Here is a 22,611-nt window from a genome sequence, read left to right as displayed (position 1 = left end):
AGCCATGCGCAAGCTCACCATCAGGCACGAGAGCTGGCCCATCGCGGGCAGCTTCACCATCTCCCGGGGCTCGAAGACGACGGCCGAGGTGGTGGTCGTCACGCTCGAAGAGGACGGCGCGGTGGGGCGCGGCGAGTGCGTCCCCTACGGGCGTTATGGAGAGACGGTGGACGGCGTGCTGCGCGCGCTGGAGATCGCCCGGCCGAGCATCGAGGGCGGCGTGGGCCGCGACGGTGTCCCGGAGGTGCTGGAGCCCCGGGCCGCGCGCAACGCGCTGGACTGCGCGCTGTGGGATTTGGAGGCGAAGAAGTGCGGCAAGCCCATCTGGGAGCTGCTCGGAATGTCGAAGCCCCAGCCGCTCGTCACCGCGTACACACTGAGCCTGGACACAGCCGAGGCCATGGGGCGGGCCGCCGAGAAGTCCGCGCACCGTCCGCTGTTGAAGGTGAAGCTGGGCCGCGGGGGCGAAGGGGACATCGAGCGACTGCGCGCCATCCGTCTCGGTGCTCCCGCAAGTCGCCTCATCGTGGATGCCAACGAGGGCTGGGCGCCCCGCGAACTCCCCACGTTGCTCGCCGCCTGCGCCGAGATGGGCGTGGTGATGGTGGAGCAACCGCTGCCCGCGTCCGACGACGAGGGCCTGCGAGGACTGCGACGTCCCGTGGCCGTCTGCGCCGACGAGTCCGCGCATGACCGGCACGGACTGGCCACGCTCGTGGGCAAGTACGACGCGGTGAATATCAAGCTCGACAAGACGGGAGGGCTCACCGAGGCCCTGGCCATGGCGAGCGAGGCACGCGGGCACGGACTCCAGCTCATGGTGGGTTGCATGGTGGCGACTTCGCTGTCCATGGCTCCCGCCGTCCTGGTGGCCCAGGGCGCCGAGGTGGTGGACCTGGACGGCCCGCTGCTGCTCGCGAAGGACCGCGAGCCGGGCATCCGCTTCGAGGGCAACACCCTCTTCTGGCCGCCCCGGGAGCTGTGGGGCTGAGCCAACCGAGCCCCGGGCCTCCTCGCGAAGGGCCATCTCCGTCGTCCCGACACCATCCGGGGAAAGCCAGCCCTTGCCCCGCGCGGGCTGGAAGCACAGCATGCGCGGCCACAGTGTCCCCGAACGCCCCGAGCCCGAGCCCCCACCACACGTACACCGAGCGCCGTGCCGCCGCGGAGGCGGAGCTGGCCGCCCTGGACCGCGTCAGTGCCCGCTACGCGAACCTGCGCACCCTGGCCTTCCTCGTCGCGGCCATCATCTCGGGCCTCATCGTCACCGGGCGGCTGCCCAAGACGTGGTGGTGGGGCACGGTGAGCGCCGTCGTCGTCTACGGCCTCCTCGCGGTCCTCCACCATCAAATCTTCCGCCGCGAGGCCCGCCAACGGCTGTACGTCACCCTCAACGAGCGGGGCCTCGCGCGCCTGGGCCACGGCTGGCACGAGTTCACCGAGCGCGGTGAGCGCTTCGCCTCCCCTGCCCACCTCTACACGCCGGACCTGGACGTCTTCGGGCAGGGCAGCCTCTTCCAGCTCCTGAACGAGACGGCCACGCGCGCGGGCGAAGAGCGACTCGCGGCCTGGCTGTCGGCCCCTGCTCCGGTGGACGTGGTGCAAGCGCGTCAGGGCGCGGCTCGGGAGCTTTCGCCGCTCGTGGACTTCCGACAGGACCTCTGCGTGGAGGCACGCACGGTGGCGAAGGAGAAGGCCGACCCGAGCCTCTTCATCCAGTGGTCCGAGGCCGGGCCCTCGCTGGACTCCATCCGCTGGTCCCGCCCGCTCGCCATCCTCCTGCCGCCAGTGACGCTGACGCTCTTCATCCTGGGCGAAGTCGGCGTGCTTCCCGGCTCCTCCGTGTGGGCGGGGCTCGCCGCGCAGCTCGCGGTCGCCGTGGCCACCCGCCGCACCCTGCGGAAGATGGACGAAGGCGTGGAGAAGGGCGAACAGGGCTTCGTCCGCTACGCCCCCATCTTCGAGCGCGTCGAAGGTCAGCGCTTCGAGCATCCCCTCCTGCGCCAGCTCCAGTCCGGACTCCAGCAGCAGGGCGAGCCGCCCGTCTCCAAGCACTTCCAGCGCTTCAGCCGGCTGTTCTCGCTCATCGAATTCAAGCGGCACCAGTTCCACCCCATCATCCACTGGCTCACGCTCTGGGACATCCACGCGCTGTTCGCCCTGGAGAGCTGGCGCACGAAGCACGGCGCGCGGGTGCGGCACTGGTTCGAGGCGCTCGCGGAGCTGGAGGCGCTCTCCTGCGTGGCGGGACTCGCGCATGACCGGCCCGCCTTCGCGTGGCCCACGCTGGAAGCCGCCGGGCCGCTCGTCGAGGCGAAGGTCATGGGCCATCCGCTGCTGGATGCCCCCGTGCCCAATGACGTGTCCCTGCCGGGCCCCCGGCAGGCCCTGCTCATCACCGGCTCCAACATGAGCGGCAAGACGACGCTGATGCGGGCCCTGGGCACCAACACGGTGCTGGCGCTCGCTGGAGCACCGGTGTCCGCCGCGTCGTTCCGACTGTCGCCGCTCCACGTGCTCACCAGCATGCGGGTGAAGGACTCGCTGGAGCGCGGCGTGTCGTACTTCTACGCGGAGGTGCAGCGCATCAAGGCCGTGCTGGACGCGGCGCGCGCGGCGAACGGGCAGGCGCTGTTCCTGCTCGACGAAATCCTCCTGGGCACCAACACCCGGGAGCGACAGCTCGCCTCACGCGAGGTGCTCCGGCTCCTGCTCTCCACCGGGGCCTCCGGCGCGGTGACGACGCACGATTTGTCGCTGACGTCGCTGGCCGAAGAGACGCGTGACGCCCACGTCCGCAACGTCCACTTCAGGGACCACCTGGAGGAAGGAGAGATGGTGTTCGACTACCTGCTGCGCGATGGCGTGGTGGACACCACCAACGCGCTGCGAGTCCTCCGCCTCGCCGGTGTCCCCGTGGACGACCCCGAGGCCCCTGTCTCCTGACTTCGAGCATGGAGAGGCGTCACCAGCCTCCGAGCCCCGCAACGACACGGGCCCCGGGAAGCACTTCCCCGGGGCCCGCGAACTTTCAGTCGGTGAAGCGGGCGACTACTTCGCCAGCTCGATGAGCGCCGCGGCGCCCATGCCGCCACCGATGCACATGGTGACGACGCCGTAGCGGCCGTTGCGGCGCTTCAGCTCGCGCAGAATCGTCGCGACCAGCCGCGCGCCGGACACGCCCAGCGGGTGGCCCAGGGCGATGGCGCCGCCGTTCGGGTTCACCTTGTCCATGGGGATGCCCAGCTCACGGATGCAGTACAGCGCCTGCGGAGCGAAGGCCTCGTTCAGCTCGAAGACGTCGATGTCCTTCACCTCGAGCTTGTTCTTCGCGAGCAGCTTGCGCACCGCCGGCACCGGGCCGATGCCCATGACTTCCGGAGGCACGCCGGCGACGGCGAAGTCCACGAAGTAGCCCAGCGGCTTGACGCCCAGCTCCTTCGCCTTCTCCTCGCTCATCACCACCGCCGCCGCCGCGCCGTCCGTCAGCGGCGACGCGTTGCCGGCCGTCACCACGCCCTTGGCGTTGAACGCCGGGCGCAGCTTGCCCAGGCCCTCGGCCGTCGTCTCCGGACGCAGGATGGTGTCCACGGACACCGTCACCGTCTGCGCCTTGCCATCCTCGTCGTAGACGGTGGTGGTGACGGGGACGATCTCCTCGGCGAACTTGCCCGTCTCCCGCGCGGAAGCAGCGCGGCGCTGGCTCTCCGCGGCGAACTTGTCGGAGTCCTCACGCGACACGTTGTGACGGGAGGCGATGTTCTCCGCCGTCACACCCATGGACGAGTAGATCTCCGGGTGGTTCGCCATGATGTCCGGGTTGGCGCTGACCTTGTTGCCGCCCATGGGCACCATCGTCATCGACTCGGTACCACCGCCGATTCCGACCTGGATGTGCCCCGCCTGGATGGCCGCGGCAATCTGGGCAATCGCCTGCGTCCCCGAGGAACAGAAGCGGTTGATGGTCATCGCCGGTACTTCCACCGGCAGCCCCGCCAGGAGCGTGGCCTGACGGGCCACGTTCATCCCCTGCTCGGCCTCCGGCATGGCACAGCCCAGGACGACGTCCTCCACGTCCGACGGCTTGAGGCCGGGGACCTGGGCAACGGCTTCCTTGATGGCGATGGCGGCCAGCGTATCCGGCCGGGTGTCCTTGAACTCTCCCTTGTGCGCGCGGGTGAACGGCGTGCGGACCGCGCTGGCAATCACGACTCGACCAGGCATCTTGATGTCTCCTTGCCCGGGGAGTACCCGGGCATGCAGCGAAATTTATGTCGTAGCCAATGGATACCGGCCGGCCGTCAATTCCGCAGCGGCTTGCCCTTCTCGATCATGAACGTCAGGCGGTCCTGGGTCTTCTCCTCGCCGCACAGGCTCAGGAAGGCCTCGGCCTCCAGCTCCAGCAGCTTCTCCTCGGTGACGAGCGCCGAGGTGCTGGTGTCGCCGCCGGTGAGCACGCGAGCGAGCTTCTGACCAATCTTGCGGTCGTGCGCGCTGACCTGCCCGTTCATCTCCATGTCGTACAGCATCATGTCGATGGTGGCGTAGCCGCTGGGGCCGCCTAGCCGGAAGCGCGTGGGACGCGGCGCGCGGAAGCCCGCGTCCGCCATGCCCAGCACCCGAGCCTTCGCGTCCGACAGCAGGAAGTCCCGGTTCGCGCTGATGCCGTCCGTCAGGGACAGGAAGCCCAGCTCCCGCGCCTCTTCCGCGCTGGTGGCGACCTTCGCGGTGCCAATGGCCAGGAACACCTTCTTGAGGAAGGGCAGCGGATCGAAGTCCTTGTCCGTGGAGTACGCGCCGTAGACGTTGCGGAGCAGCTGCATGTTGCCGCCACCGCCGGGGATGAGGCCCACGCCGACCTCGACGAGGCCCATGTACAGCTCCGCGCTCGCCTGCACCGCGTTGCCGCCCATCGTCACCTCGGAGCCGCCGCCCAGGGTGAGGTTGAAGGGCGCCGTCACCACCGGCACCGGGCTGTAGCGCATGCGCTGGTTCACCGCCTGGAAGCCGGTGACGAGCTTGCGGATGTCCTCGTACTGGCCGCTCTTCGCCGCCCACACCAGCGCGACGATGTTGGCGCCCGCGGAGAAGTTGGAGCCGTCGTTGCCGATGACGAGGCCCTTGAAGTTCTTCTCCGTCTCGTCCAGCGCCGTGTTCATCATCTCGATGATCTGGTCATCGATGGAGTTCATCTTCGTGTGGAACTCCAGCAGCGTGGCGCCGTCGCCCAAGTCCCACAGGGTGGCGGAGTCGTTGCCGGCCACCTTCTTGTTGCCGCGCTTGAGGTACTCCACGCGCTGCGTGCGGGCGTTCTCCGGCACCACCTTCACGGACTTCGTGGGGATGTCCCAGTACGTGTCCTTGCCGCCCTCCACGCCATAGAAGGACTCGCGGCCCGTGGCCACCATGTCCTCCACCCACTTCGCCGGCTTGAGGCCCAGCTCCTTCATCCGCGCCAGGCCCTTCTTCACGCCGTACGCGTCCCAGACCTCGAAGGGGCCCAGGTCCCAACCGAAGCCCCAGCGCACGCCACGGTCCACGTTGACCACGTCGTCGGCGATTTCGGGGATGCGGCGGCTGGTGTACGCCAGCACGTCCAGCGTCACCTGCTCGGCGAACTTCGCGGCCTTGTCCGTGCCGTTCATGACGACGGCGACGCGCTCCTTGACGTTCTCGACCTCGCGGGCGGCGCCCAGCGACTCGAAGCGCACCTTGGCCTGCGGCCGGTACTCCAGCGTCTTCAAGTCCAGCGCGAGGATCTCCTTCCCGCCGCTGCTCTTGTCCTTCTTGTAGAAGCCGCCGCCGCTCTTGTCGCCGAGCATGCCCTTCTCCACCATCTTCTGGAGGAAGCCGGGGATGGCGAAGACCTCACGCTCCTCGTCCTGCGTCAGCGTGTCGTAACAGTTCTTCGACACGTGGACGAAGGTGTCCAGACCGACGATGTCCGCGGTGCGGAACACGGCGGACTTGGGACGGCCCATGGCCGGGCCGAAAATCTTGTCCACCTCTTCGATGGACAGCTCCGCGGGGCCCATGGCCGCGATGGTCCGCATCATCCCGTACACGCCGATGCGGTTCGCGATGAAGTTGGTGGTGTCCTTGCCGTAGACGATGCCCTTGCCGAGCACCTCTTCACCAAAGCGGTGGATGGTCTTCATCACCGCCGGGTCCGTCTCCGTGCCGGCGACCAACTCCAGCAGCTTCATGTAGCGGACGGGGTTGAAGAAGTGCGTGACGAGGAAGTTCTTCTTGAACGCCGCGCCACGGCCCTGCGTCATCCCGACAATCGACATGCCGGAGGTGTTGGAGGAGATGATGGCGTCCTTGCGGGCGTGCTTCTCCACCTTCTCGAAGAGGGCCTGCTTGACGGCCAGGTCCTCCTTCACCACTTCGATGACCCAGTCGCAGTCGGCGATTTTCGCCATGTCGTCATCGAAGTTGCCCACCTCGATGGCGGTGAACACCTGCTCGGACATGATGGGGCTGGGCTTCTGCTTGCGCATGTTGGCCAGCGCCCCGAGGGCGAACTTGTTGCGGAAGGCCTTGGTCGAAGTGTCTTCGCCCGGTGCGGCCTTCGGCGGAACGATGTCCAGGAGGAGCGCGCGCACGCCCGAGTTGGCCAGATGGGCGGCGATGCCGCTGCCCATCACTCCGGCGCCCAGCACAGCTACCTTGCGGATCCGCGTCGTCATTGGAAGAGGCTCCCTTGAGGGAAGAAGGGACTGCACAAATGTAGGCGATTGACCCGAAAGTCAATCTGTTCGGAAGGTGGGAGCACTCGCCATGCGTCGTCCCAAGGACTACAAACCGGACCTCCATGGCTCGCCCCGACCCGCACTCGTACAACGACAGCACGCAGCCTGAGACGGAAACCCTGGACTGGAAGGCTCGCGTCGACTTCCGGACCCGCCGCCTGCACGCGGAGGCAACACTGACGCTGAAGGAGGCCTCGGCCGGGCCCCTGGATTTGGACACCCGGGAGCTGGAAATTCTCAGAGTCGTAGACGGCAATGGTCGCCCCTTGCCCTACATGCTCGCCCCACCGGAGCCGATTCTGGGGAGCCGGTTGAGGGTGGAGCTGCCCTCGGGGGTGCGACAGCTCACGGTGCACTACCGCACCTCGCCCACGGCGAGCGCGCTGCAGTGGTTGACGCCCTCGCAGACGGCGGGCGGGCAGCACCCGTTCCTGTACAGCCAATGCCAGGCCATCCACGCGCGCAGCGTGGTGCCGCTGCAGGACACGCCGCGCATCCGCATCCGCTACCGCGCGTCGCTGCGAGTGCCCAAGGCGCTCAAGGCCGTCATGGCCGCCAGCTTCCTGCGGCGCGAGGAGCACGGCGTGGAGGCGGAGGAGCACTACGAGATGCCGCAGCCGGTGCCTCCGTATCTCCTGGCCTTCGCGGTGGGCAGCCTGGCGCCCAAGGAGCTGGGCCCTCGCTCGCGCGTATGGGCGGAGCCGGAGCTGCTGGAGGACGCGGCCGAGGAGTTCTCCGGCGTGGACGACATGCTGCGCGCCGCCGAGTCGCTCTTCGGCCCGTACGACTGGGAGCGCTTTGACTTGCTCACCATGCCTCCGTCCTTCCCGTACGGCGGCATGGAGAACCCGAGGCTGACGTTCCTCACGCCCACGCTGATTGCCGGGGACAAGAGCCTGGTCAACGTGGTGGCGCACGAGCTGGCGCACTCGTGGACGGGAAATCTCGTGACGAATGCCTCCGCGGAGCACTTCTGGCTCAACGAGGGCTTCACCGTCTTCGCCGAGCGCCGCATCCTGGAGGCGCTGGCGGGGCCGGAAGTCGCCGCGCTCAACGCCGCGCTGGGGCGCCGCGCGCTGGAGGAGGCGATGCACCACTTCCGCGAGCACCCGCACCTGACGGCCCTGCGCACGCACCTGACGGGCGTGGACCCGGACGAGGCCTTCTCCCAGATTCCGTACGAGAAGGGGTACCTGTTCCTCCGGGCCATGGAGGACGCCGTGGGGCGCGACGCCTTCGACGGCTTCCTGCGCCGCTACCTGGCCACGTACCGCTTCCGCGCCCTCACCACCGAGGAGTTCATCGCCTTCACCGAGCGCGAGCTGCCCGGCGTGCTGGCGAAGGTCGACGCGGACGCCTATCTGCAACGCCCTGGCATTCCCGCGGGCGCGCCCTCACCACGCTCCAGCCGCCTGGAGGAGCTGCTCCGCTTGCGCGGCACCGTGCCTTCGAAGGACGCGGTGAAGGACTGGACGCCCGCGGAGTGGCAGCTCTTCCTGGAGTGGCTGCCCTCGGACACGCCGCGAGACATGTTCCGCCAGCTCGACGAGCGCTTCGAGCTGACCAAGAGCCGCAACGCGGAGGTGCTGGTGGCGTGGCTGGTAGCGGCCTTGCGCGTGGGTTGGGAGCCGGCCGTGGGCCGCACCGAGGCCTTCCTGGGTGAGGTGGGCCGCATGAAGTACCTCAAGCCCCTGTACGGCGTGCTCTGCTCGTCACGCGAGTTCAAGGGCCTGGCGCGCTCGCTCTTCAAGAAGTACTCGGAGCGCTACCACCCCATCGCCCGTCAGGGCGTGGAGCTCATCCTGTCCCGCGCCTGAAGAGGCGCGAGGACCGTTGGGGAGCGTGGACTACTTCGCCGCCTGCGCCACGAGGCGCTTCTCGGCGATGTCCAGGTACTGGGCATCCATGTCGATGCCCACGTAGCGGCGGCCCAGCTTGAGGGCGGCGACGCCCGTGGTGCCGCTGCCGTTGAAGGGGTCCAGAATCAGCGCGTCCTCGGGGGTGCTCGCCTCGATGATGCGCTCCAGCAGCGCCACGGGCTTCTGCGTGGGGTGGCTGCCGAAGGCCTTCTCCTCGCCGCCGCGCGGGACGGTGAGCGTCCACAGGCGGCCCTCGCCGTCGGCCGTCACTTCCGCGTCGCCGGAGGGAGGAAGCGCCCAGGCGTCACGCATCTGCTTGCCGCCGTTGTCCGCCTTCATCTTCGAATAGTTGAAGACGTGCTGGAGCTTGCCGCCCGACTTCGGGGAGGCCCAGATGAGCAGCTCCGTCGAGTGGGTGAAGTAGCGGCACGCCAGGTTGGGGCTGGCGTTGGGCTTGAACCAGGTGACGGTGTTGAGCAGCTTGTAGCCGAGCTTCTGCATGGCGAAGCCGGCGTTGAAGATGACGTGCTGCGTGCCGCTCACCCAGAGGGTGCCGGTGGGCTTGAGCAGGCGCTGGCAGGCGGCGAGCCACGCGGTGGTGAAGGCGTGGTCCTCCTCCACCCCGCGCGACACGTCCCAGCCGCCCTTCTGCACCGACACGCGCTTGCCACCCTTGCAGGTGGTGCCACCGTTGGAGAGGAAGTACGGCGGGTCCGCGAAAATCATGTCGAACGTCTGGGGCTCGAACTGCTGCAGGAGATCCAGGCTGTCCCCCCGCAAGAGCGTCCAGGCGTCGCCCTTCGCGTGCACGCTCTCGTTGAGGGAGCGCCGGACAACCTTCAGGTTTGGGGCAGCAGCTTCCGCGAACATCACGCCTCCGTCGGACTCTTCGTCGTGGGACGCGGCGGAATGTGCCTCAACAGGCTGCTACAGCAATTTTCTGACCTGTAGCACCCTGAAACTTGACGAGGTGCTCAAGCCGTAGAAACACCGCGAGCAGGGCGGGAGCGCCTCTCGTGGAGGCGCTCCGACACCCTGCTCGCGGTGCTGCTTCAGTGGCTACGAAGCGCGACGGCCCGACTCAGGCCTTGGCCTTCTTGGCCTTGGCGACGGGGACCGCGATGTTGCCCTCGACAGGAGCAGCGTCCGCGCCCTTCGTGGGGTTCGCGGCGTACTTCTTCTTGAAGCGGTCGATGCGGCCGGCCGTGTCCATGAGCTTGAACTTGCCCGTGAAGAAGGGGTGGCAGTTCGCGCAGGTTTCCACCGCGAACGAGCCGCGGGTGGAGTGGGTCTCGAAAACGTTGCCACAGGCACAGGTGATGCGGGACGGCGGATAGACAGGGTGCAGGTCCGGCTTCATGACGCTCTCCAGGGTGCCTTGCCCCCAACCGCCAACGGCTGGGAGGTCCGACACTGTAATGGCCGGCGCTTATAACGGCGCGCCGACCGGGGCACAAGATCCGCCCGGGTCAGTGGGATGCCGAGCCAGGAGGCTCGATGCGTTCCACCGCTTTTTGAACGGCCGGATCCGCCGGCACGTCGCTCCCAAGCTGGATGTACGACAATAGATGCGTCCGGGCCGCGGGCGTTGCGCCCCCCGCCACCGTCTTTTCCAGGGCCGTGCGCCGGGCTTCCAGGCTGGCGACCGCTGCCTCGAGCGAGCGCTTCTGCGTCTCGTCGGTGGATTTGGCGAGCCGCTCCCTGGCCTTGGCCAGGTTGGTTTCGACGATGCGCAGGCCGTCGCGGGTGCGCGCCACCTCGGAGTTGTCCACGAACCGGCCAGGGCCGTTGATGGCCAGCTCCAGCTTCGCCAGTTGGCGCCCCCGGTCTCCCGGCGGGACGATGGTGGTCATCGCCATGCGCTGGGGGATGCCGGAGCCCCGGCCTTCGTGAGACGGCATCACGAAGTCCACGCCCTCCACCTCGTTGGCCAGCTTGAGCACCTCGTCGTAGGGCACGGCGGCGAGCAGCACCACCAGGTCCACGTGCTCCTGCTGGCGCAGCCGCTTCGCCTCGGCGGCCACGGCGGGACCCACCGGCAGGCCCTGCCGCATCACTCCGGCCGCCTTGCCCTGGGCCAACGGCTCCATGGGCTCGGGCTGGGTCGTCGCCGGGGAGGCGCCCACCACGCCGACCTTGAGGCCGCCGACGTCCACCACCGTGGAGGCGGGGAACAGCGGCTTGCCCTTGGCGTCCACGAGGTTCGCCGACAACAGCTTCAGCTTCGACTTGCGCGTCTGCTTGCGCAGGAAGTCCACGCCGAGGTTGAGGTCTCTCGTGCCCACGGCCATGGCGGTGGTGCCCTGCGCGTCCATCTGCGCGAGCAACAGCTCCGCGCGCGGCCGTGCATCCGGAGCGCCGCCGCTGTCCCGGCTCCTGAAGAGCGCGTTGCCCGCGTCCAATACGAGGACCGGTACGCCCTTGGCGCGCTCCTGCTCTATCGTGACTTTTCTTCTGGCCAGACCGCCAGACGGGTTGTGTCGTCAACCACAGGGGGCGATTTCGCCCCCATTGTCTCCGGTGAAGAGCAGCACCAACTGCTTGGGCGCCGCGCCCGCGACGAAGGGCAGGAGCAGCAGCGCCAGCGCGGCGAGCCGCAGGGGACGGAGGCTCACTTCTTGCCGCCTTTCTTCGCGGGGGCCTTCGCCTTGTCCAGCTCGGCGATGCGCTCCTTGGCCGTCTTCGCGGCGGCGGCCTTGGGGTAGCTCTTCACCAGCTCCTCGAGCGCCATCCGCGACTCGTCCTTCATCTTGAGCTGGGCGAAGCACTCGGAGGAGCGCAGGAAGGCGTCCGGCGCGGAGGGCGTCTTCGGGTGGTCCTGCACCACCTTGCCGTACTCGAAGAGGGCCTCGCGGCACTTGGACTCGGAGAAGTACGTCTCACCCAGGCCGTAGTGGGCCTCGCCCACCAGCGGGTCCTTGGCCCACTTCTTCATCAGCTCGGTGAAGAGCTGACGGGCCACGAGCACCTCGCCGGCCTTGGCCCGCTCCTGGGCGAGCGCGAGGAAGTCCTTGGGGTTGGTGGGACGCTGGAGCTCCTCGGCCTTCTTCTTGGCCTCGGCCTCCTTCACGGCGGCCGTGCCCTGCATCGCGAGGAGCTTCTGGTCCTGGGCGCCGAGCGCCGTCTCCAGCTCGGTGATTTTGTGGAGGTAGGTCTCCACCTGGCCGCGCAGCTGGGACAGGTCCTCCATCGTCTTCTGGAGCTGGACGCCGATGTCCGCGTCCTTGCGGCGCGCGGCGGTGTCCAGGCCATCCAGGGCCTTGGTGACCTCGGCGACCTTCTCGTCGATTTTCGGCAGGGTGGCGGCGAGTTGATCGCGCGCCTCCTTCAGCTCCGTCTGCATCTGCGCGGAGTCGGCGCCGAGCCGGTCGACCTTCGCCTCGAGGGCGCGGCCGCGATCAGCGGGATAGAAGCAACCAGGGAGCGCCACCAGCAGCGCGAACAGGACGAGCCTTCGCATGGGTCGGGCATCTTACGGCCAAATCGCCGGGCCGTCCGGACTTCTCGCAAGGCCCCTGGCGCCGAGCCCGCCCGCCTGCTTCGTCAGCGGCGGCTGCTGCTCGGGGGAGACAGGCGTCCGGCGGCGTGCGCACAGGCCACGCGGAGCCGGGCGGGGTTGAGGAAGAAGGGAACCGGGCGGGCCCTCCCCTCCTCCAGGGACACCAGGGCCCGGCGGTACTCAGCGGCGGCCTCAAGGGGGCGACGGCACTGCTCCAGCAGCAGCCCGAGCAGGTAGCGCGCGGCGGCATGGTCCGGGTCCAGCGAGAGGCAGCGGCGCAAATCGCGCTCCGCCACCGCGTCGGAGGCTCCCGAGGCGGCGCCGTCGAGGACGCAGGCGAAGAGCAGGTCGGCTTCGGCGGAGGACGGTGAGGGCAGCGCCGAGCCCTGGTCCGCGTTGGTGGGAATCGACGGCGAGCGGCCCGTTCCCGGCACGGACGCCCGGCCCGCGCCGAGGGGAGTCGGCGATTCGCGGCTCGCGCCCGACAGCGTGCGCCTCCCCGTGCTGGTGGGCGTCCGCGACTCCCGGCTCGTTCCCGATGTGAGCGCCCGGTCCGCGCTATTGGGTGTCGCCGCGTCGCGGCCCGCCCCGACGCCCACTCCAACGATGCTCGCCGGGGCCTCCTTGCCTGGATGCGGTGTCCCCTCGGACACGTCGACCCGGACGTGGAAGAACGCGGCCTCCGTGCGTGCCACCCGCAGCGTTGGAGGCACCTGGAGCAGCGGCTCCGCCGCGGACAGCACCAGCGTTCCCCCCGGCACGAGGCTGTCGGCCAGCGTCGCCACCGTCCGGTGGAAGGACTCCACCGTGAAGTAGATGAGGACGTTGCGGCAGAAGATGACGTCGAAGCACCCCTCTCCCACGGGCCGGGGATAGGGCACGTCCATCAGGTTGTGGACCTGGAAGCTGGCGCGCTCACGCAGCGCCGACACCAGCGACAGCTTCGAGCCCCTGGTCACGAAGTAGCGCTCACGCGGCCCCGAGGGCACCCGGCGCAGTTGCTCCGTCGTGAAAGAGAGCGCGGACGCCCGCCGCAGCGCCGCTTCCGAGATGTCCGTGCCCAGCACCGTGCTGCCAGGACTCGCGCCCGACTCGGCCAGGAGGATGAGCAGCGTGGCCACCTCCTCGCCCGTGGAACAGCCCGCGCTCCAGATTCGCAGCGGCCGTCCCCCCGCGCGCGCAACCAGCGGCGACAGCACCCGCTCCCGGAAGTCGGTGAGCTGGACCTCGTCGCGAAAGAGGTCCGTCTTGTTCACCACCACCGCAGAGATGAGCCCCTCCAGCTCCGCCGCGCCCGACGGCGACTTGAGGAAGGCCAGGTATTGGTGCGGCGTCAGCCCGCGACACCGCTCCGCCAGCCGATCATCCAGGCGACGAATCTGCGGCCCGCTCAAGGCCATGCCCGTGCGCGCCGTGAGGAAGGCGCGCACGGAAGACCATGGCGCACCCGGGGCGCGCACCGGCGGCTCAGCGCCCCACTGCGAGCGACTCACCCCGGGCCAGTCGCGCCAGCGTGGCGGCGACTTCGTCTCCGTGGATGAGGTGGTCCACCGCCTTGCGCTCCACCGCCGTGCCGGGCATGCCGAACACCACGCAGGACTCCTCGTTCTGCGCGAGCGTCAGCCCACCCGCCTGACGGATGGCCAGCAGCCCCTCCGCGCCATCTCCGCCCATGCCCGTCAGCACCAGCCCCACCGCCCGGCGGCCATACGTCCTGGCCGCGCTCTCCAGCAGCGTCGTCCCGGACGGCATGTGCCCGTCCCGCTCCACCCCCGCCTTGAGCGCCACCCGCCCGCGGAAGGGAATCACCGTGTGCATCCCCGGCGGGGCGATGAGCACGTGCCCTGGCATCAACGGCTCGCCGTCCTGCGCAAGCCGCACCTTCAGCCGGCTCGTGTTGCCCAGCCACCCCGCCAGCGACTCCGCGAAGGCCGCGTTGATGTGCTGGACGATGACGATGGGCGCCGGGAAGTCGGCCGGCAGTTCGGAGAGCATCCGGTTCAACACCTGCGGCCCGCCCGTGCTGGCGGCCACCACCACCACGCCCATGGACACCGCGGGCAGCACCGACGTCGTCACCCGGGGAGGGGTGATGGTGCCCTTCTGGGCCCGGCGCAGGTGCCGGATGACGCGCACCGAGGAGAGCAGCTTGATTTCCCGCACCAGGTTCCACGCCTCGGGGCCGGCGTCGATGGCGGGCTTGATTTGAAGCGCGAGCGCGCCCAGCTCCAGCGCGCGGTACGTCAGCTCCGGGGCCTGCGAGCGCGGGTCCGCCGTCAGCACCAGGATGGGCGTGGGGCACTCGGCCATGATGTGCTCGGTGGCCGTCAACCCGTCCATGACGGGCATGTCCACGTCCATGGTGATGACGTGGGGGCGCAGCTCCTTGGTCATCTCCACGGCCTGCTTGCCGTCCGCGCAGGAACCCACGACCTCGATGTCGGGGTCCTTGCTCAGCGCCTCGCAGATGAGCTGTCGGCAGATGAGTGAGTCATCGACCACCAGCACCGACACTTTCTTGCCCATGCCCTGTCCATACCCCGTACGCGAGGCCACGAGTATAGCCAATGCTCCGCCGTGTCCTCAGGAGGTTGAGCGGGGGCCCTTCAGGACAGGAGGCGGCCCACCACATCCACCAGGTCCTGGCGCACCAGATCTCCCTTGGTGATGTAGCCGTCCGCCCCGGCCGCCAGCCCACGCCGCCGGTCCTCCTCGCCACCACGGGTGGTGAGGATGACGACGGGCATCCGGGCCATGGTGGGATGCCCCTTCAGGCGCCGGGTCAGCTCCAGGCCGTCCATTCCGGGCATCTCCAGGTCCGTCACGACCAGGTCCACCGGCGCCCCTTCCAGGGCATCCAGCGCGTCCGCCCCGTCGGCGGCCATGACGGTGTCGTACCCCACGGCCTCCAGGAGGTTGGAGATGAGCTCCCGCGTCAACGGCGAGTCGTCCACCACGAGGATGCGGCGGCGGCGGGACTCGGCTCCGGGGGAGGTCGAGCGGGGCAGCTTCAGCGGGGACGTCCCGTGGGCGCTGGCGGTGAGCCAGGCGGCGGAGAGGACCATCGCCAGCCGGCCGTCGGCCAGGGACGTGGCTCCGGCGAGGTGGCCGAAGCGGGCCATCACCCCGCGAAGGGGGAGGATGGCCTGGACCCGCTCCTCCAGGACGCGGTCCACCACGACGGCGGCGGCGCCGCTCTGGCTGCGCACCACCAGGACGAGCTCCCCCTCGCGCACCTCCCGCTCCTGAGCCAGGCCCAGGAGCGCGCCCAGGGAGGCCAGCGGCAGCACCCGCCCCTCCACGAGCAGCGAGGGACGGCCGGCCACCTCGCACAGGTGGATGGGCTCCACCTTGAGGGCCCGCGAGACGTGGGTGGCGCTCAGCGCGAGCGTCTCCTGGCCCACCTGGACGAAGAGCAGCGGCGCCACGGTGAGGGAGACGGGGACGCGCAGCTCGAAGATGGTGCCCCAGCCGGGCGCGGACTCCACGCCCACGTCGCCGCCCAGGCCCTGGATGGAGGCACGGACGGCGTCGAGCCCCACGCCCCGCCCCGACAAGTCGGTGGCGACCTCGCGCGAGGTGAAGCCGGACAGGAAGATGAGCTCGCGGGCCGCGGCGTCCGAGAGGGCGTTGGCGGCGCTCTCGTCCAGGGTGCCCCGGCGCACGGCGACCCGGCGCAGCTCGGCGGGGTCCAGGCCCAGGCCGTCGTCCTCGACGCGGAGGATGATGCGGCTGCCTTCCCGGGCGGCGCGCAGCGTGAGGCAGCCCCGAGGGTGCTTGCCCGACGTCACCCGGTCCACCCGCGTCTCCAGGCCGTGGTCCAGGGCGTTGCGCACCAGGTGCATCAGCGGCTCGCGCAGCGCTTCCACCACGGCCCGGTCCGCGCGGGTATCCTCGCCGTCGACGACCAGCTCCACTTCCTTGCCGAGCGAGCGAGACAAGTCGCGGACCATGCGCGGGTAGGGCTCGAAGAGGACGGACAAGGGCAGCATCCGCAGGCCCTGCACCTCCTCCACGACGAGGCCCAAATCTCGGAGCTCCTCGTTGGACAGGAGCTTGGACTCGCGATGGAGGTCGGCGGCCAGCTCCTTGGCGGTTCCCAGACGGGCGACCAGGGCCACTGCCGCGGGCCCCAGGTCCTCCGCCTCGCGGGCCAGTTGACCGAGCTCCCGGGCCAGGGCCAGCCGCCGGGCGTTGGCGCGCTCTCGCCGCCGAGCCACCTGGGCCAGGTTGGTCACCGCGCTGGTCAACAGGTCCAGGCTGGCCACATCGATGCGCACCGCGTCCATGCGCGTCTCGACCTGGCGGGGCGCCGCGGTGGTGCCCCCTTGCTGCGCCCCACCCTGCCCCGGTGCCCGAGGCGCCGTGATGGATGAAGTCGCCGGAGAGGTCCCCGCTCCAGAAGCAGCGGTGCCAGTCCGAGAAGGGCTCGCGGCGGGGCTTCCTTCTGGGCGAGGCGCGGAGGGCCAATTGCGGGCCCGTGACGAAGCAGGCGTGCCGCCCGTCGCCAGGAGACTTCCCACCGGGCTCCGAGCAGGAGTCTCCACGGGAGTGCCGCTGCTGACCCGCCACATCCCCGTGCCCGAGCCACGCCGGGGCGTCTCCTCGACGGAGGCACTGCCTCCCCTCGACGTCGCGGTGCCTGAACCACTGTGCGCGCTCTCGACGGAGGCACCGGCCCCCACCCGCCCCATCCCAGCGCCCTGCACGAGAGTGCCGCGAGGTACGCCTGTGCCCTTGTCCTCCACCACCGCTGGAGCAGGGTTACCCGTGGCCAGCTCGGACGCCACGGCGGCGGCCCGAGCCAATGCGGCCAGCGACTCACCCGCGTCGACCCGGCGCGACACCGCGGGCTCCTGACCGACGACCTCCGACGAGCCAGCCCCCATCGACGGCCCATCCGCCTCCGCCCGGGTACACGCCTGGAGCCAGACCACGAGCCGCCCCACCTCGGGCGAAACCTCGGTCGACGGCTGGGCTCCCGAGAGCAGCAGCACCACGTCGGCGGCGCTGAGCAGCGCGTCCGTGGAGTCCGCCGACAGCGAATACCGCCGAGGCTCCGTGCAGCGGACCAGCTCCTCCATCTCGTGCACGAGCACGTTGATGTCGTCGAAGCCCATCATCCGGGCCTCGCCCTTGAGGCCGTGCAGCTCGCGCAGCGCGCCCCTTCCAGCCTCCGCGCTCGCCCCCGCCTCCAGCTCCATGAGCGCCCGGTTGATGCGCTCCAAGCGCACCGTCACCAGGTCCCGGAACTGCCTGAGGAGGCGCTCGCTCGGGTTCACCCGCCCTCCTCCCGCAGCGTCTCCTGGCCAATCTGGAACCGCTCCACCACTTCGCGGAGGTCCCTGGCCAGCACGAGCAGGTCCGTGTTCGCCGTGCTCACCTGCTTGGTGGCGTTGAGGCTCTGCTGGGTGATGCGCAGGATGTCCGCCATCGTCTCCGCGAGCTGGTCGGTGCCCGTCTGCTGCTGCTGCGTGGCCAGCGAGATGCTGCGCACCGCGTCCGACGTCTTCCCCGCGAGCTTCGTGATTTGCCGCAGTGACTCCGACACCTGCTGGGCCAGCGTCGTCCCCGTCTCCACCGCGCGCACGCCGCCCTCGGTGGCGGACACCGCCGCGGCCGAGGCCTCGCGGACCTCCTCGATGAGCCCCTCGATTTCCTTGGTCGACTCCAGCACGTTCTCCGCCAGCCTGCGCATCTCCGCGGCCACCAGCGAGAAGCCCCGGCCCACCTCCGCCGCCTTCGTCCCCTCCAGCTCCGCGTTCAGCGCCAGCAGGTCCGACTTGTCGGCCACGCCGTTGATGAACTCGACAATCTTGCCAATCTGTTGGACGCGCTTGTTGAGCCGCACCACCGCCGACGCAATCGCGGCGTTGTCCTGCTTCATGCGCTCCATGGAGCCCAGGAACGACTCCGCGCTGCGCTGTCCCTGCTGCGCGGCTCCCAGCGTCCGCTGGGCGATCTGCGCCACCGAGCCCGCGTTCTCCGCTATCTGTCGGGCCGAGCGCGCCAGTTCCTCTGTCGTCGCGCTCGTCTGGTCCAGCGAGCTGGCCTGCTCCGCGGCGCCCATCTCGTAGCGCCCGGAGGTGGTGAGAATCTCCTCGGTGGTGGCCGAAATCTGCGCCCCGGCGCGCTGCAGCTGCGACATCACATCCGCCAGGTGCGCCCGCATCGTGGTGAAGGCGGCGGACACATCCCAGATTTCATCCTCCGCCGGCACCACGCGGGGGCTGGCCAGGTCGCCCTCGGCGATGCGGCGCGCCTCGCTCGACAGCTCCCGCAGCGGCCGCCCCAGCAACGTGCCACCCAGGTACGCCGTGGCGAGCCCCAGCCCGAAGACGAGCAGCACCAGCGGCCCTCCCGACGCCAGCGCCTCCAGGCGCAGCGCCGAGGCCAGCTCCGCGCTCGGAGCTCCATGCTCCACCAGTTGGGCCAGCGCCCGCTCTCCCAGCGCCGAGGAGAGCTGCACCGACAACACCGCCGGCGTCACCACGGAGATGAAGGCGAAGGCCACCAGCCGCGCGCGAATCTCCGCCCGCCGGGGCATGGCCGCGATGAGCTGCGAGTGCGTCATGCCCAGCTCGGCCAGCCACAGCACCACCTTGCGCGAGCGCAGGATGACCAGGCAGTGCACCAGCAGCGCCGTCAGGGGACCGAACAACAGCCCCAGCCCGGCGATGCGACGGGACATGTCCACGTCCGCGCCGCCCGCGCCCCACAGCGCTGCCCCCAGCCCCACGGTGGTGAGCAGCCACAGCCCCAGCGAGCCCAGGAAGGACTCATCCGGCGCGCGCGTCACCTCCATCACCGCCGCCTTCAGGGACTCCGGCGTCGGCGAGATATCACCCCGCTCCAACCCACGCAGCGTGCGCAGCCGCCCGAGCGCCACGGCCGAGCCCACCACCATCGCCACGCCACACAGCAGCGCGCCCAGCCGGAGCAGCAGCGACAGCCGCCCGTCCACGGCCAGCGCGTCGGAGAGCGTGAGCCGGGCGTAGTGAAGCCCCAGCGCCGCGCCCATCAGGTTGGCCAGGGGCACCGGCAGCATCAGATGCCGGCTGAACGAGGCCCGCCGAGGGCCTCCGCGCGCGCTCATGCGTCCTCCCCGGCCACGACGTGGAAGCGCTCCACCACGCGCTTGAGGTCCCTCGACAGGGTGGACAGGTCCGCGTTCGCCACCGCCATCTGCTTGGTGGCCGCCGAGTTCTGCTCCGTGACGCGCAGGATGTCCCCCATGGCCGCGGCGAGCTGGTCGGTACCCGTCTGCTGCTGCTGCGTGGCCAGGGAGATGCTGCGCACCGCGTGCGACGTCTGCCGCGCCAGCTCCAGGATGAGGCTCAGGCTTTCGTCCACTTCGGCCGCCAGCACCGTGCCCGCGTCCATCGCCTTCAGCCCCGCCTCCGTCGCCATCACCGCCGCGTGCGTGGCGTCGCGAATCTCCGCGATGAGCTGCTCAATCGCCTTGGTGGACCGGATGACGTTCTCCGCCAGCCTGCGCATCTCCGCGGCCACCAGCGAGAAGCCCCGCCCCACCTCGCCCGCCTTGGTCCCCTCCAGCTCCGCGTTGAGCGCCAGCAGGTCCGTCTTGTCGGCCAGCTCGTTGATGAACTCCACCACCTTGCCAATCTGCTGCACGCGCTTGTTCAACCGCACCACCGCGTCCGCGATGGCCTGGTTGTCCTGCTTCATGCGCTGCATGGCGCCCAGGAAGGCGGCGGCGCCCCGCTGCCCCGTCTGCGCGGCGGCGAACGTCGACTCGGCGATGGTGGACACCGACTCCGCGTTGCCGGCGATCTGCTGCGCCGAGCGCGCCAGCTCCTCCGTCGTCGCGCTCGTCACGTTGAGCGAGCTGGCCTGTTCGTCCGCGCCGGACTCCTGCTCCCCGGACGTGGCCACCAGTTGCTCCGTGGTGGTGGAGATTTGAAGCCCCGCGCGCCGCAGCTGGGTGAGCGCCTGGCCGAGCTGCGCCTGCATCTGCGCGAAGGCGGCGGAGGTGGCCCACACCTCGTCCTCGGCGGCGATGACTCGTGGAGGACGCAAGTCCCCCTGGGCGATGCGGGTGGCATCCTCGGTGATGGCGCGCAGCGGCGCCGCGATGACGGTGCCCCCCAGGTATGCCGTCAGCAGCACGAGGATGGCGACCAGCCCCGCCACCGCCAGCCCTCGTCCGTCATCCGCCCGCCGCAGCGCCGCGTCCTGCTCCTCCGGCGAGTGGGCCCGCACCACGTCGTCCATGGCGCGCGAGGTGCGGCTGACGGTGGCGTCGAGGATGAACAGCGACGGCGTGAGCACCGCGATGGCGGTGAAGAGCACCATGCGGCGGCGGATATGCAGCCGTCGGGGCGGCGCCGCGGCCACCACCTCCATGGGCGACAGGCCCCGGGCCGCGATGAGCTCCACCGCCTCCCGGCAGCGGCGCACCACCAGCAGGTAGATGAGCAGCGCCGTCAGCGAGCCCAGCGACACGCCCACGAGCAGGATGCGCGGCCCCAGCGACAGGGGCGCGTCCACCCAGGGGATGAAGATGAAGGCCACCACCAACGCGCCCACCAGCCAGCTCTGGAGCGCGAAGGAGAAACACCGCTCGGGAAAGCCCCGGGCTTCCAACAACGCCGCCTTGAGATGCTCCGACGAAGCCGACAGCCGCCCGTCGCCCACGGCGTACAGCACCCGCAGCGAGCGCCGCGCATGCAGTTGGATGAGCCACAGCGACAGCGCCGTGACGAGGACGACGAGCCCCAGGAAGCGCGGCCACGACTCGACGGGAAGCGCCTCCGTCAGCAGGCCATGCAGCAGCGCCAGGGAGATGCCCACCGAGCTGGCGGGCGCCACCGGACGCGCCAGCCACCGGGCCAGGCCCCGCACGTCCCTGGGCCCCGTCATGCCGCCCCCCGAACCAGGCCCCGCAGGAAGCGCTCGAAGTCCGCCAGGCCCAACAGCGGCCACAGCACCCCGCGCGCCAGCACGAAACCCCGCAGGCTGCCCCCCGAGGCGTGCACCGTCACACAGGGCGCGGGAAGCACCGGGTGCGACTCCGCGTCGATTTCGAGCGTGTCCACCCCCACCGCGCCGCCCGAGGCCGCCACCAGCACCCGCATGGCGCCCGCCGGAGCCTGGAACGCCAGCCGGGCAGAGGCCGCGTCCGCCTCCTCACCGGGAGAGGAGATGGCGAGCACCTCGTGCGCGGCGAAGGCGAGCCGATGCGGGCCCGCATGGCAGAACAGCATGCCCCGGACGGGACTGGCTGGAGCCATGGGTCAAGCCCCCTGGCTGAGATGGTCGAAGAGCCCTTCGGGGTCGATGACGGCCACATCCCTGGGGCCACTCTTGGCGGGGCCCCGCAGGTGGACCTGGACGCCGGCGGAGCCCAGGGGCTCCAGCGCGCCCGTCACCGGGGACACACCCGCCACCGTGGACGCCGTGAGGCCGAGCGTGCCACGCGGCAGCCGCACCAGCACGGCCCGCCGCGAGGATTGGCTCACCCCCGCCACCAGCAGGCCCATGTCGACCACCGGGATGACCTCTCCTCGGTGGGCGAACACGCCCAACAGGTGGGCAGGGGAGCCCGGTACCCGCGTCAGCTCGGGGAAGGTAACCACCTCCGCCGCGCTCTCCGCGGGTACCGCGTACCAACTGCTACCGCAGGCAAAAACGAGATAGGACTGCCGCGCTTCCGGCTCGTGGACGGCCATGTGGCGCACAGCCTACCCCAGCCTCAACTAGCGCTGGAACTCGACGCGGCGGTTCTCGGACCAGGCGTCCTCGGAAGAGGCGTTGCTGGCCGGGCGGGTCTCACCGTAACCCACCGTCGTCACCGAGTTGGACTTCACGCCCAGGTCCGTCAGGTAGCGCTTGACGGCCTGCGCGCGGCGGTTGGACAGCTGGAGGTTGTACTCCTCGGTGCCGCGCTCGTCGGCGTGGCCCGCCAGGGTCAGCTTGCCCTGCTGGCCCGTCTTCAGGCACGTGGCCAGGTCGGACAGGCGCTGCTGGGCCTCCGAGGTCAGGGAGGACTCGTTGAAGCCGAAGCGCACCGGGCTCCAGTCGCACTTGTCGGCGGCGGCCGTCACGCAGCGGCCGGAGCTGCACTCCTGACCCTCACCGCAGTCGGAGTTGGCCGCGCAGGTGTCCGAGGGAACCTGGCAGCGGCCGGCCTGGCACTTGCCACCGGAGGGGCACGCCGAGTCGTCCTTGCACTGGGCCTCGGCGCACTTGCCGGCCTCGCAGATGCGGCCATCACCGCACTGGTTGTCCACCGTGCACTCGGGGGGCTTGGGCGCGCACTTGTTGCCCTGGCACGTAAAGCCCTCCTTGCAGTTCGCGTCGGTGGCGCACTCCTGGCACTGGCCCTGGACGCAGACCTCGCCCTTCTCGGAGCAGGTCGAATCGTCATTGCAGTTGGGGTAGCTGGGGGGGCAGCCGGTCAGCACGGCCATGGCAAGGCCGAGGCCCGCCCAAAGAGAAATCCGACGCATCATTCCTCCCGAAAATCTTGAAAACG

18 protein-coding genes are annotated in these 22,611 nt (G+C 70.0%); 3 read left to right on the top strand and 15 right to left on the bottom strand.

Annotated elements, in window-relative coordinates; translation table 11 throughout:
• The first annotated feature begins 4 nt into the window (after positions 1-4).
• Both dgcA and G4D83_RS01750 read left to right on the top strand, forming a co-directional pair.
• A complete protein-coding gene (dgcA, locus tag G4D83_RS01755) occupies positions 5-991 on the top strand; it encodes an N-acetyl-D-Glu racemase DgcA (RefSeq protein ID WP_163861893.1) in 987 nt (328 codons plus the stop codon).
• A gap of 113 nt (positions 992-1,104) precedes the next feature.
• Entirely contained in the window at positions 1,105-2,946 is a 1,842-nt protein-coding gene (locus tag G4D83_RS01750) for a MutS-related protein (RefSeq protein WP_163861890.1), read from the top strand.
• 105 nt (positions 2,947-3,051) lie between these two features.
• Here the strand turns inward: G4D83_RS01750 and G4D83_RS01745 are convergent, their stop codons facing one another.
• Complete coding sequence (locus tag G4D83_RS01745) at positions 3,052-4,224, bottom strand: thiolase family protein (protein WP_163861887.1); 1,173 nt, start codon at positions 4,222-4,224, stop codon at positions 3,052-3,054.
• Positions 4,225-4,301: 77 nt separating this feature from the next.
• Positions 4,302-6,692, bottom strand: coding sequence for a 3-hydroxyacyl-CoA dehydrogenase/enoyl-CoA hydratase family protein (locus G4D83_RS01740; RefSeq protein WP_163861884.1), 2,391 nt, complete (start codon positions 6,690-6,692; stop codon positions 4,302-4,304).
• A gap of 125 nt (positions 6,693-6,817) precedes the next feature.
• On the opposite strand from G4D83_RS01740, the gene G4D83_RS01735 reads away from it, so the two are divergent.
• The gene (locus tag G4D83_RS01735) at positions 6,818-8,572 is read left to right on the top strand and encodes a M1 family metallopeptidase (RefSeq protein ID WP_163861882.1); all 1,755 of its coding nucleotides are present in this window, start codon (positions 6,818-6,820) and stop codon (positions 8,570-8,572) included.
• Positions 8,573-8,602: 30 nt separating this feature from the next.
• Here G4D83_RS01735 and G4D83_RS01730 read toward each other — a convergent pair whose 3' ends face one another.
• The 13 genes from G4D83_RS01730 to G4D83_RS01675 all read right to left on the bottom strand — a co-directional run bounded on the left by G4D83_RS01730 (position 8,603) and on the right by G4D83_RS01675 (position 22,585).
• Positions 8,603-9,484, bottom strand: a complete 882-nt coding sequence (locus G4D83_RS01730; RefSeq protein ID WP_163861879.1) for a DNA-methyltransferase — start codon at positions 9,482-9,484, stop codon at positions 8,603-8,605.
• Positions 9,485-9,695: 211 nt separating this feature from the next.
• The gene (gene rpmE / locus G4D83_RS01725) at positions 9,696-9,974 is read right to left on the bottom strand and encodes a 50S ribosomal protein L31 (RefSeq protein WP_163861876.1); all 279 of its coding nucleotides are present in this window, start codon (positions 9,972-9,974) and stop codon (positions 9,696-9,698) included.
• Positions 9,975-10,083: 109 nt separating this feature from the next.
• Complete coding sequence (locus G4D83_RS01720) at positions 10,084-11,016, bottom strand: metallophosphoesterase family protein (protein ID WP_240356094.1); 933 nt, start codon at positions 11,014-11,016, stop codon at positions 10,084-10,086.
• Between the two features lie 81 nt (positions 11,017-11,097).
• Positions 11,098-11,229 (bottom strand): hypothetical protein, encoded by a 132-nt coding sequence (locus G4D83_RS46735; RefSeq protein ID WP_275902348.1) that lies wholly within the window; start codon positions 11,227-11,229, stop codon positions 11,098-11,100.
• Complete coding sequence (locus G4D83_RS01715) at positions 11,226-12,074, bottom strand: tetratricopeptide repeat protein (RefSeq protein ID WP_163861873.1); 849 nt, start codon at positions 12,072-12,074, stop codon at positions 11,226-11,228. The genes G4D83_RS46735 and G4D83_RS01715 overlap by 4 nt, the downstream gene beginning before the upstream one ends.
• 83 nt (positions 12,075-12,157) lie before the next feature.
• Complete coding sequence (locus G4D83_RS01710) at positions 12,158-13,513, bottom strand: CheR family methyltransferase (RefSeq protein ID WP_163862757.1); 1,356 nt, start codon at positions 13,511-13,513, stop codon at positions 12,158-12,160.
• A gap of 67 nt (positions 13,514-13,580) precedes the next feature.
• Positions 13,581-14,639: a chemotaxis-specific protein-glutamate methyltransferase CheB gene (cheB, locus tag G4D83_RS01705; protein ID WP_163861870.1), complete on the bottom strand. Its 1,059-nt coding sequence runs from the start codon at positions 14,637-14,639 to the stop codon at positions 13,581-13,583.
• An 80-nt stretch (positions 14,640-14,719) separates the two neighbouring features.
• Entirely contained in the window at positions 14,720-17,395 is a 2,676-nt protein-coding gene (locus G4D83_RS01700) for a hybrid sensor histidine kinase/response regulator (RefSeq protein ID WP_163861868.1), read from the bottom strand.
• Entirely contained in the window at positions 17,392-19,209 is a 1,818-nt protein-coding gene (locus tag G4D83_RS46730; RefSeq protein WP_163861865.1) for a methyl-accepting chemotaxis protein, read from the bottom strand. Before G4D83_RS46730 ends, G4D83_RS01700 begins: the two co-directional genes overlap by 4 nt.
• Positions 19,206-20,996 (bottom strand): methyl-accepting chemotaxis protein, encoded by a 1,791-nt coding sequence (locus G4D83_RS01690; RefSeq protein WP_163861863.1) that lies wholly within the window; start codon positions 20,994-20,996, stop codon positions 19,206-19,208. The genes G4D83_RS46730 and G4D83_RS01690 overlap by 4 nt, the downstream gene beginning before the upstream one ends.
• The gene (locus tag G4D83_RS01685) at positions 20,993-21,367 is read right to left on the bottom strand and encodes a protein CrdC (protein ID WP_163861860.1); all 375 of its coding nucleotides are present in this window, start codon (positions 21,365-21,367) and stop codon (positions 20,993-20,995) included. Before G4D83_RS01685 ends, G4D83_RS01690 begins: the two co-directional genes overlap by 4 nt.
• Before the next feature lie 3 nt (positions 21,368-21,370).
• Positions 21,371-21,805: a chemotaxis protein CheW gene (locus G4D83_RS01680; RefSeq protein ID WP_163861859.1), complete on the bottom strand. Its 435-nt coding sequence runs from the start codon at positions 21,803-21,805 to the stop codon at positions 21,371-21,373.
• A gap of 27 nt (positions 21,806-21,832) precedes the next feature.
• Positions 21,833-22,585, bottom strand: coding sequence for an OmpA family protein (locus G4D83_RS01675; protein WP_163862756.1), 753 nt, complete (start codon positions 22,583-22,585; stop codon positions 21,833-21,835).
• Between the last annotated feature and the right edge of the window lie 26 nt (positions 22,586-22,611).

It is taken from the genome of Myxococcus eversor, from assembly GCF_010894455.1.
GTDB classification, from domain to species: domain Bacteria; phylum Myxococcota; class Myxococcia; order Myxococcales; family Myxococcaceae; genus Myxococcus; species Myxococcus eversor.
The sequence above is the reverse complement of the archived record's forward strand: the minus strand, read 5'-3'. Positions and strand labels throughout refer to the sequence as shown.

What these genes read in the sequence shown, in the direction of transcription:
- dgcA (WP_163861893.1), top strand. Translation starts at nt 5, where the DNA reads ATGCGCAAGCTCACCATCAGGCACGAGAGCTGGCCCATCGCGGGCAGC.
- G4D83_RS01745 (WP_163861887.1), bottom strand. Translation starts at nt 4,224, where the DNA reads ATGCCTGGTCGAGTCGTGATTGCCAGCGCGGTCCGCACGCCGTTCACC.
- G4D83_RS01740 (WP_163861884.1), bottom strand. Translation starts at nt 6,692, where the DNA reads ATGACGACGCGGATCCGCAAGGTAGCTGTGCTGGGCGCCGGAGTGATG.
- G4D83_RS01735 (WP_163861882.1), top strand. Translation starts at nt 6,818, where the DNA reads ATGGCTCGCCCCGACCCGCACTCGTACAACGACAGCACGCAGCCTGAG.
- G4D83_RS01730 (WP_163861879.1), bottom strand. Translation starts at nt 9,484, where the DNA reads ATGTTCGCGGAAGCTGCTGCCCCAAACCTGAAGGTTGTCCGGCGCTCC.
- rpmE (WP_163861876.1), bottom strand. Translation starts at nt 9,974, where the DNA reads ATGAAGCCGGACCTGCACCCTGTCTATCCGCCGTCCCGCATCACCTGT.
- G4D83_RS01715 (WP_163861873.1), bottom strand. Translation starts at nt 12,074, where the DNA reads ATGCGAAGGCTCGTCCTGTTCGCGCTGCTGGTGGCGCTCCCTGGTTGC.
- G4D83_RS01710 (WP_163862757.1), bottom strand. Translation starts at nt 13,513, where the DNA reads ATGGCCTTGAGCGGGCCGCAGATTCGTCGCCTGGATGATCGGCTGGCG.
- cheB (WP_163861870.1), bottom strand. Translation starts at nt 14,639, where the DNA reads ATGGGCAAGAAAGTGTCGGTGCTGGTGGTCGATGACTCACTCATCTGC.
- G4D83_RS46730 (WP_163861865.1), bottom strand. Translation starts at nt 19,209, where the DNA reads ATGAGCGCGCGCGGAGGCCCTCGGCGGGCCTCGTTCAGCCGGCATCTG.
- G4D83_RS01690 (WP_163861863.1), bottom strand. Translation starts at nt 20,996, where the DNA reads ATGACGGGGCCCAGGGACGTGCGGGGCCTGGCCCGGTGGCTGGCGCGT.
- G4D83_RS01685 (WP_163861860.1), bottom strand. Translation starts at nt 21,367, where the DNA reads ATGGCTCCAGCCAGTCCCGTCCGGGGCATGCTGTTCTGCCATGCGGGC.
- G4D83_RS01680 (WP_163861859.1), bottom strand. Translation starts at nt 21,805, where the DNA reads ATGGCCGTCCACGAGCCGGAAGCGCGGCAGTCCTATCTCGTTTTTGCC.
- G4D83_RS01675 (WP_163862756.1), bottom strand. Translation starts at nt 22,585, where the DNA reads ATGCGTCGGATTTCTCTTTGGGCGGGCCTCGGCCTTGCCATGGCCGTG.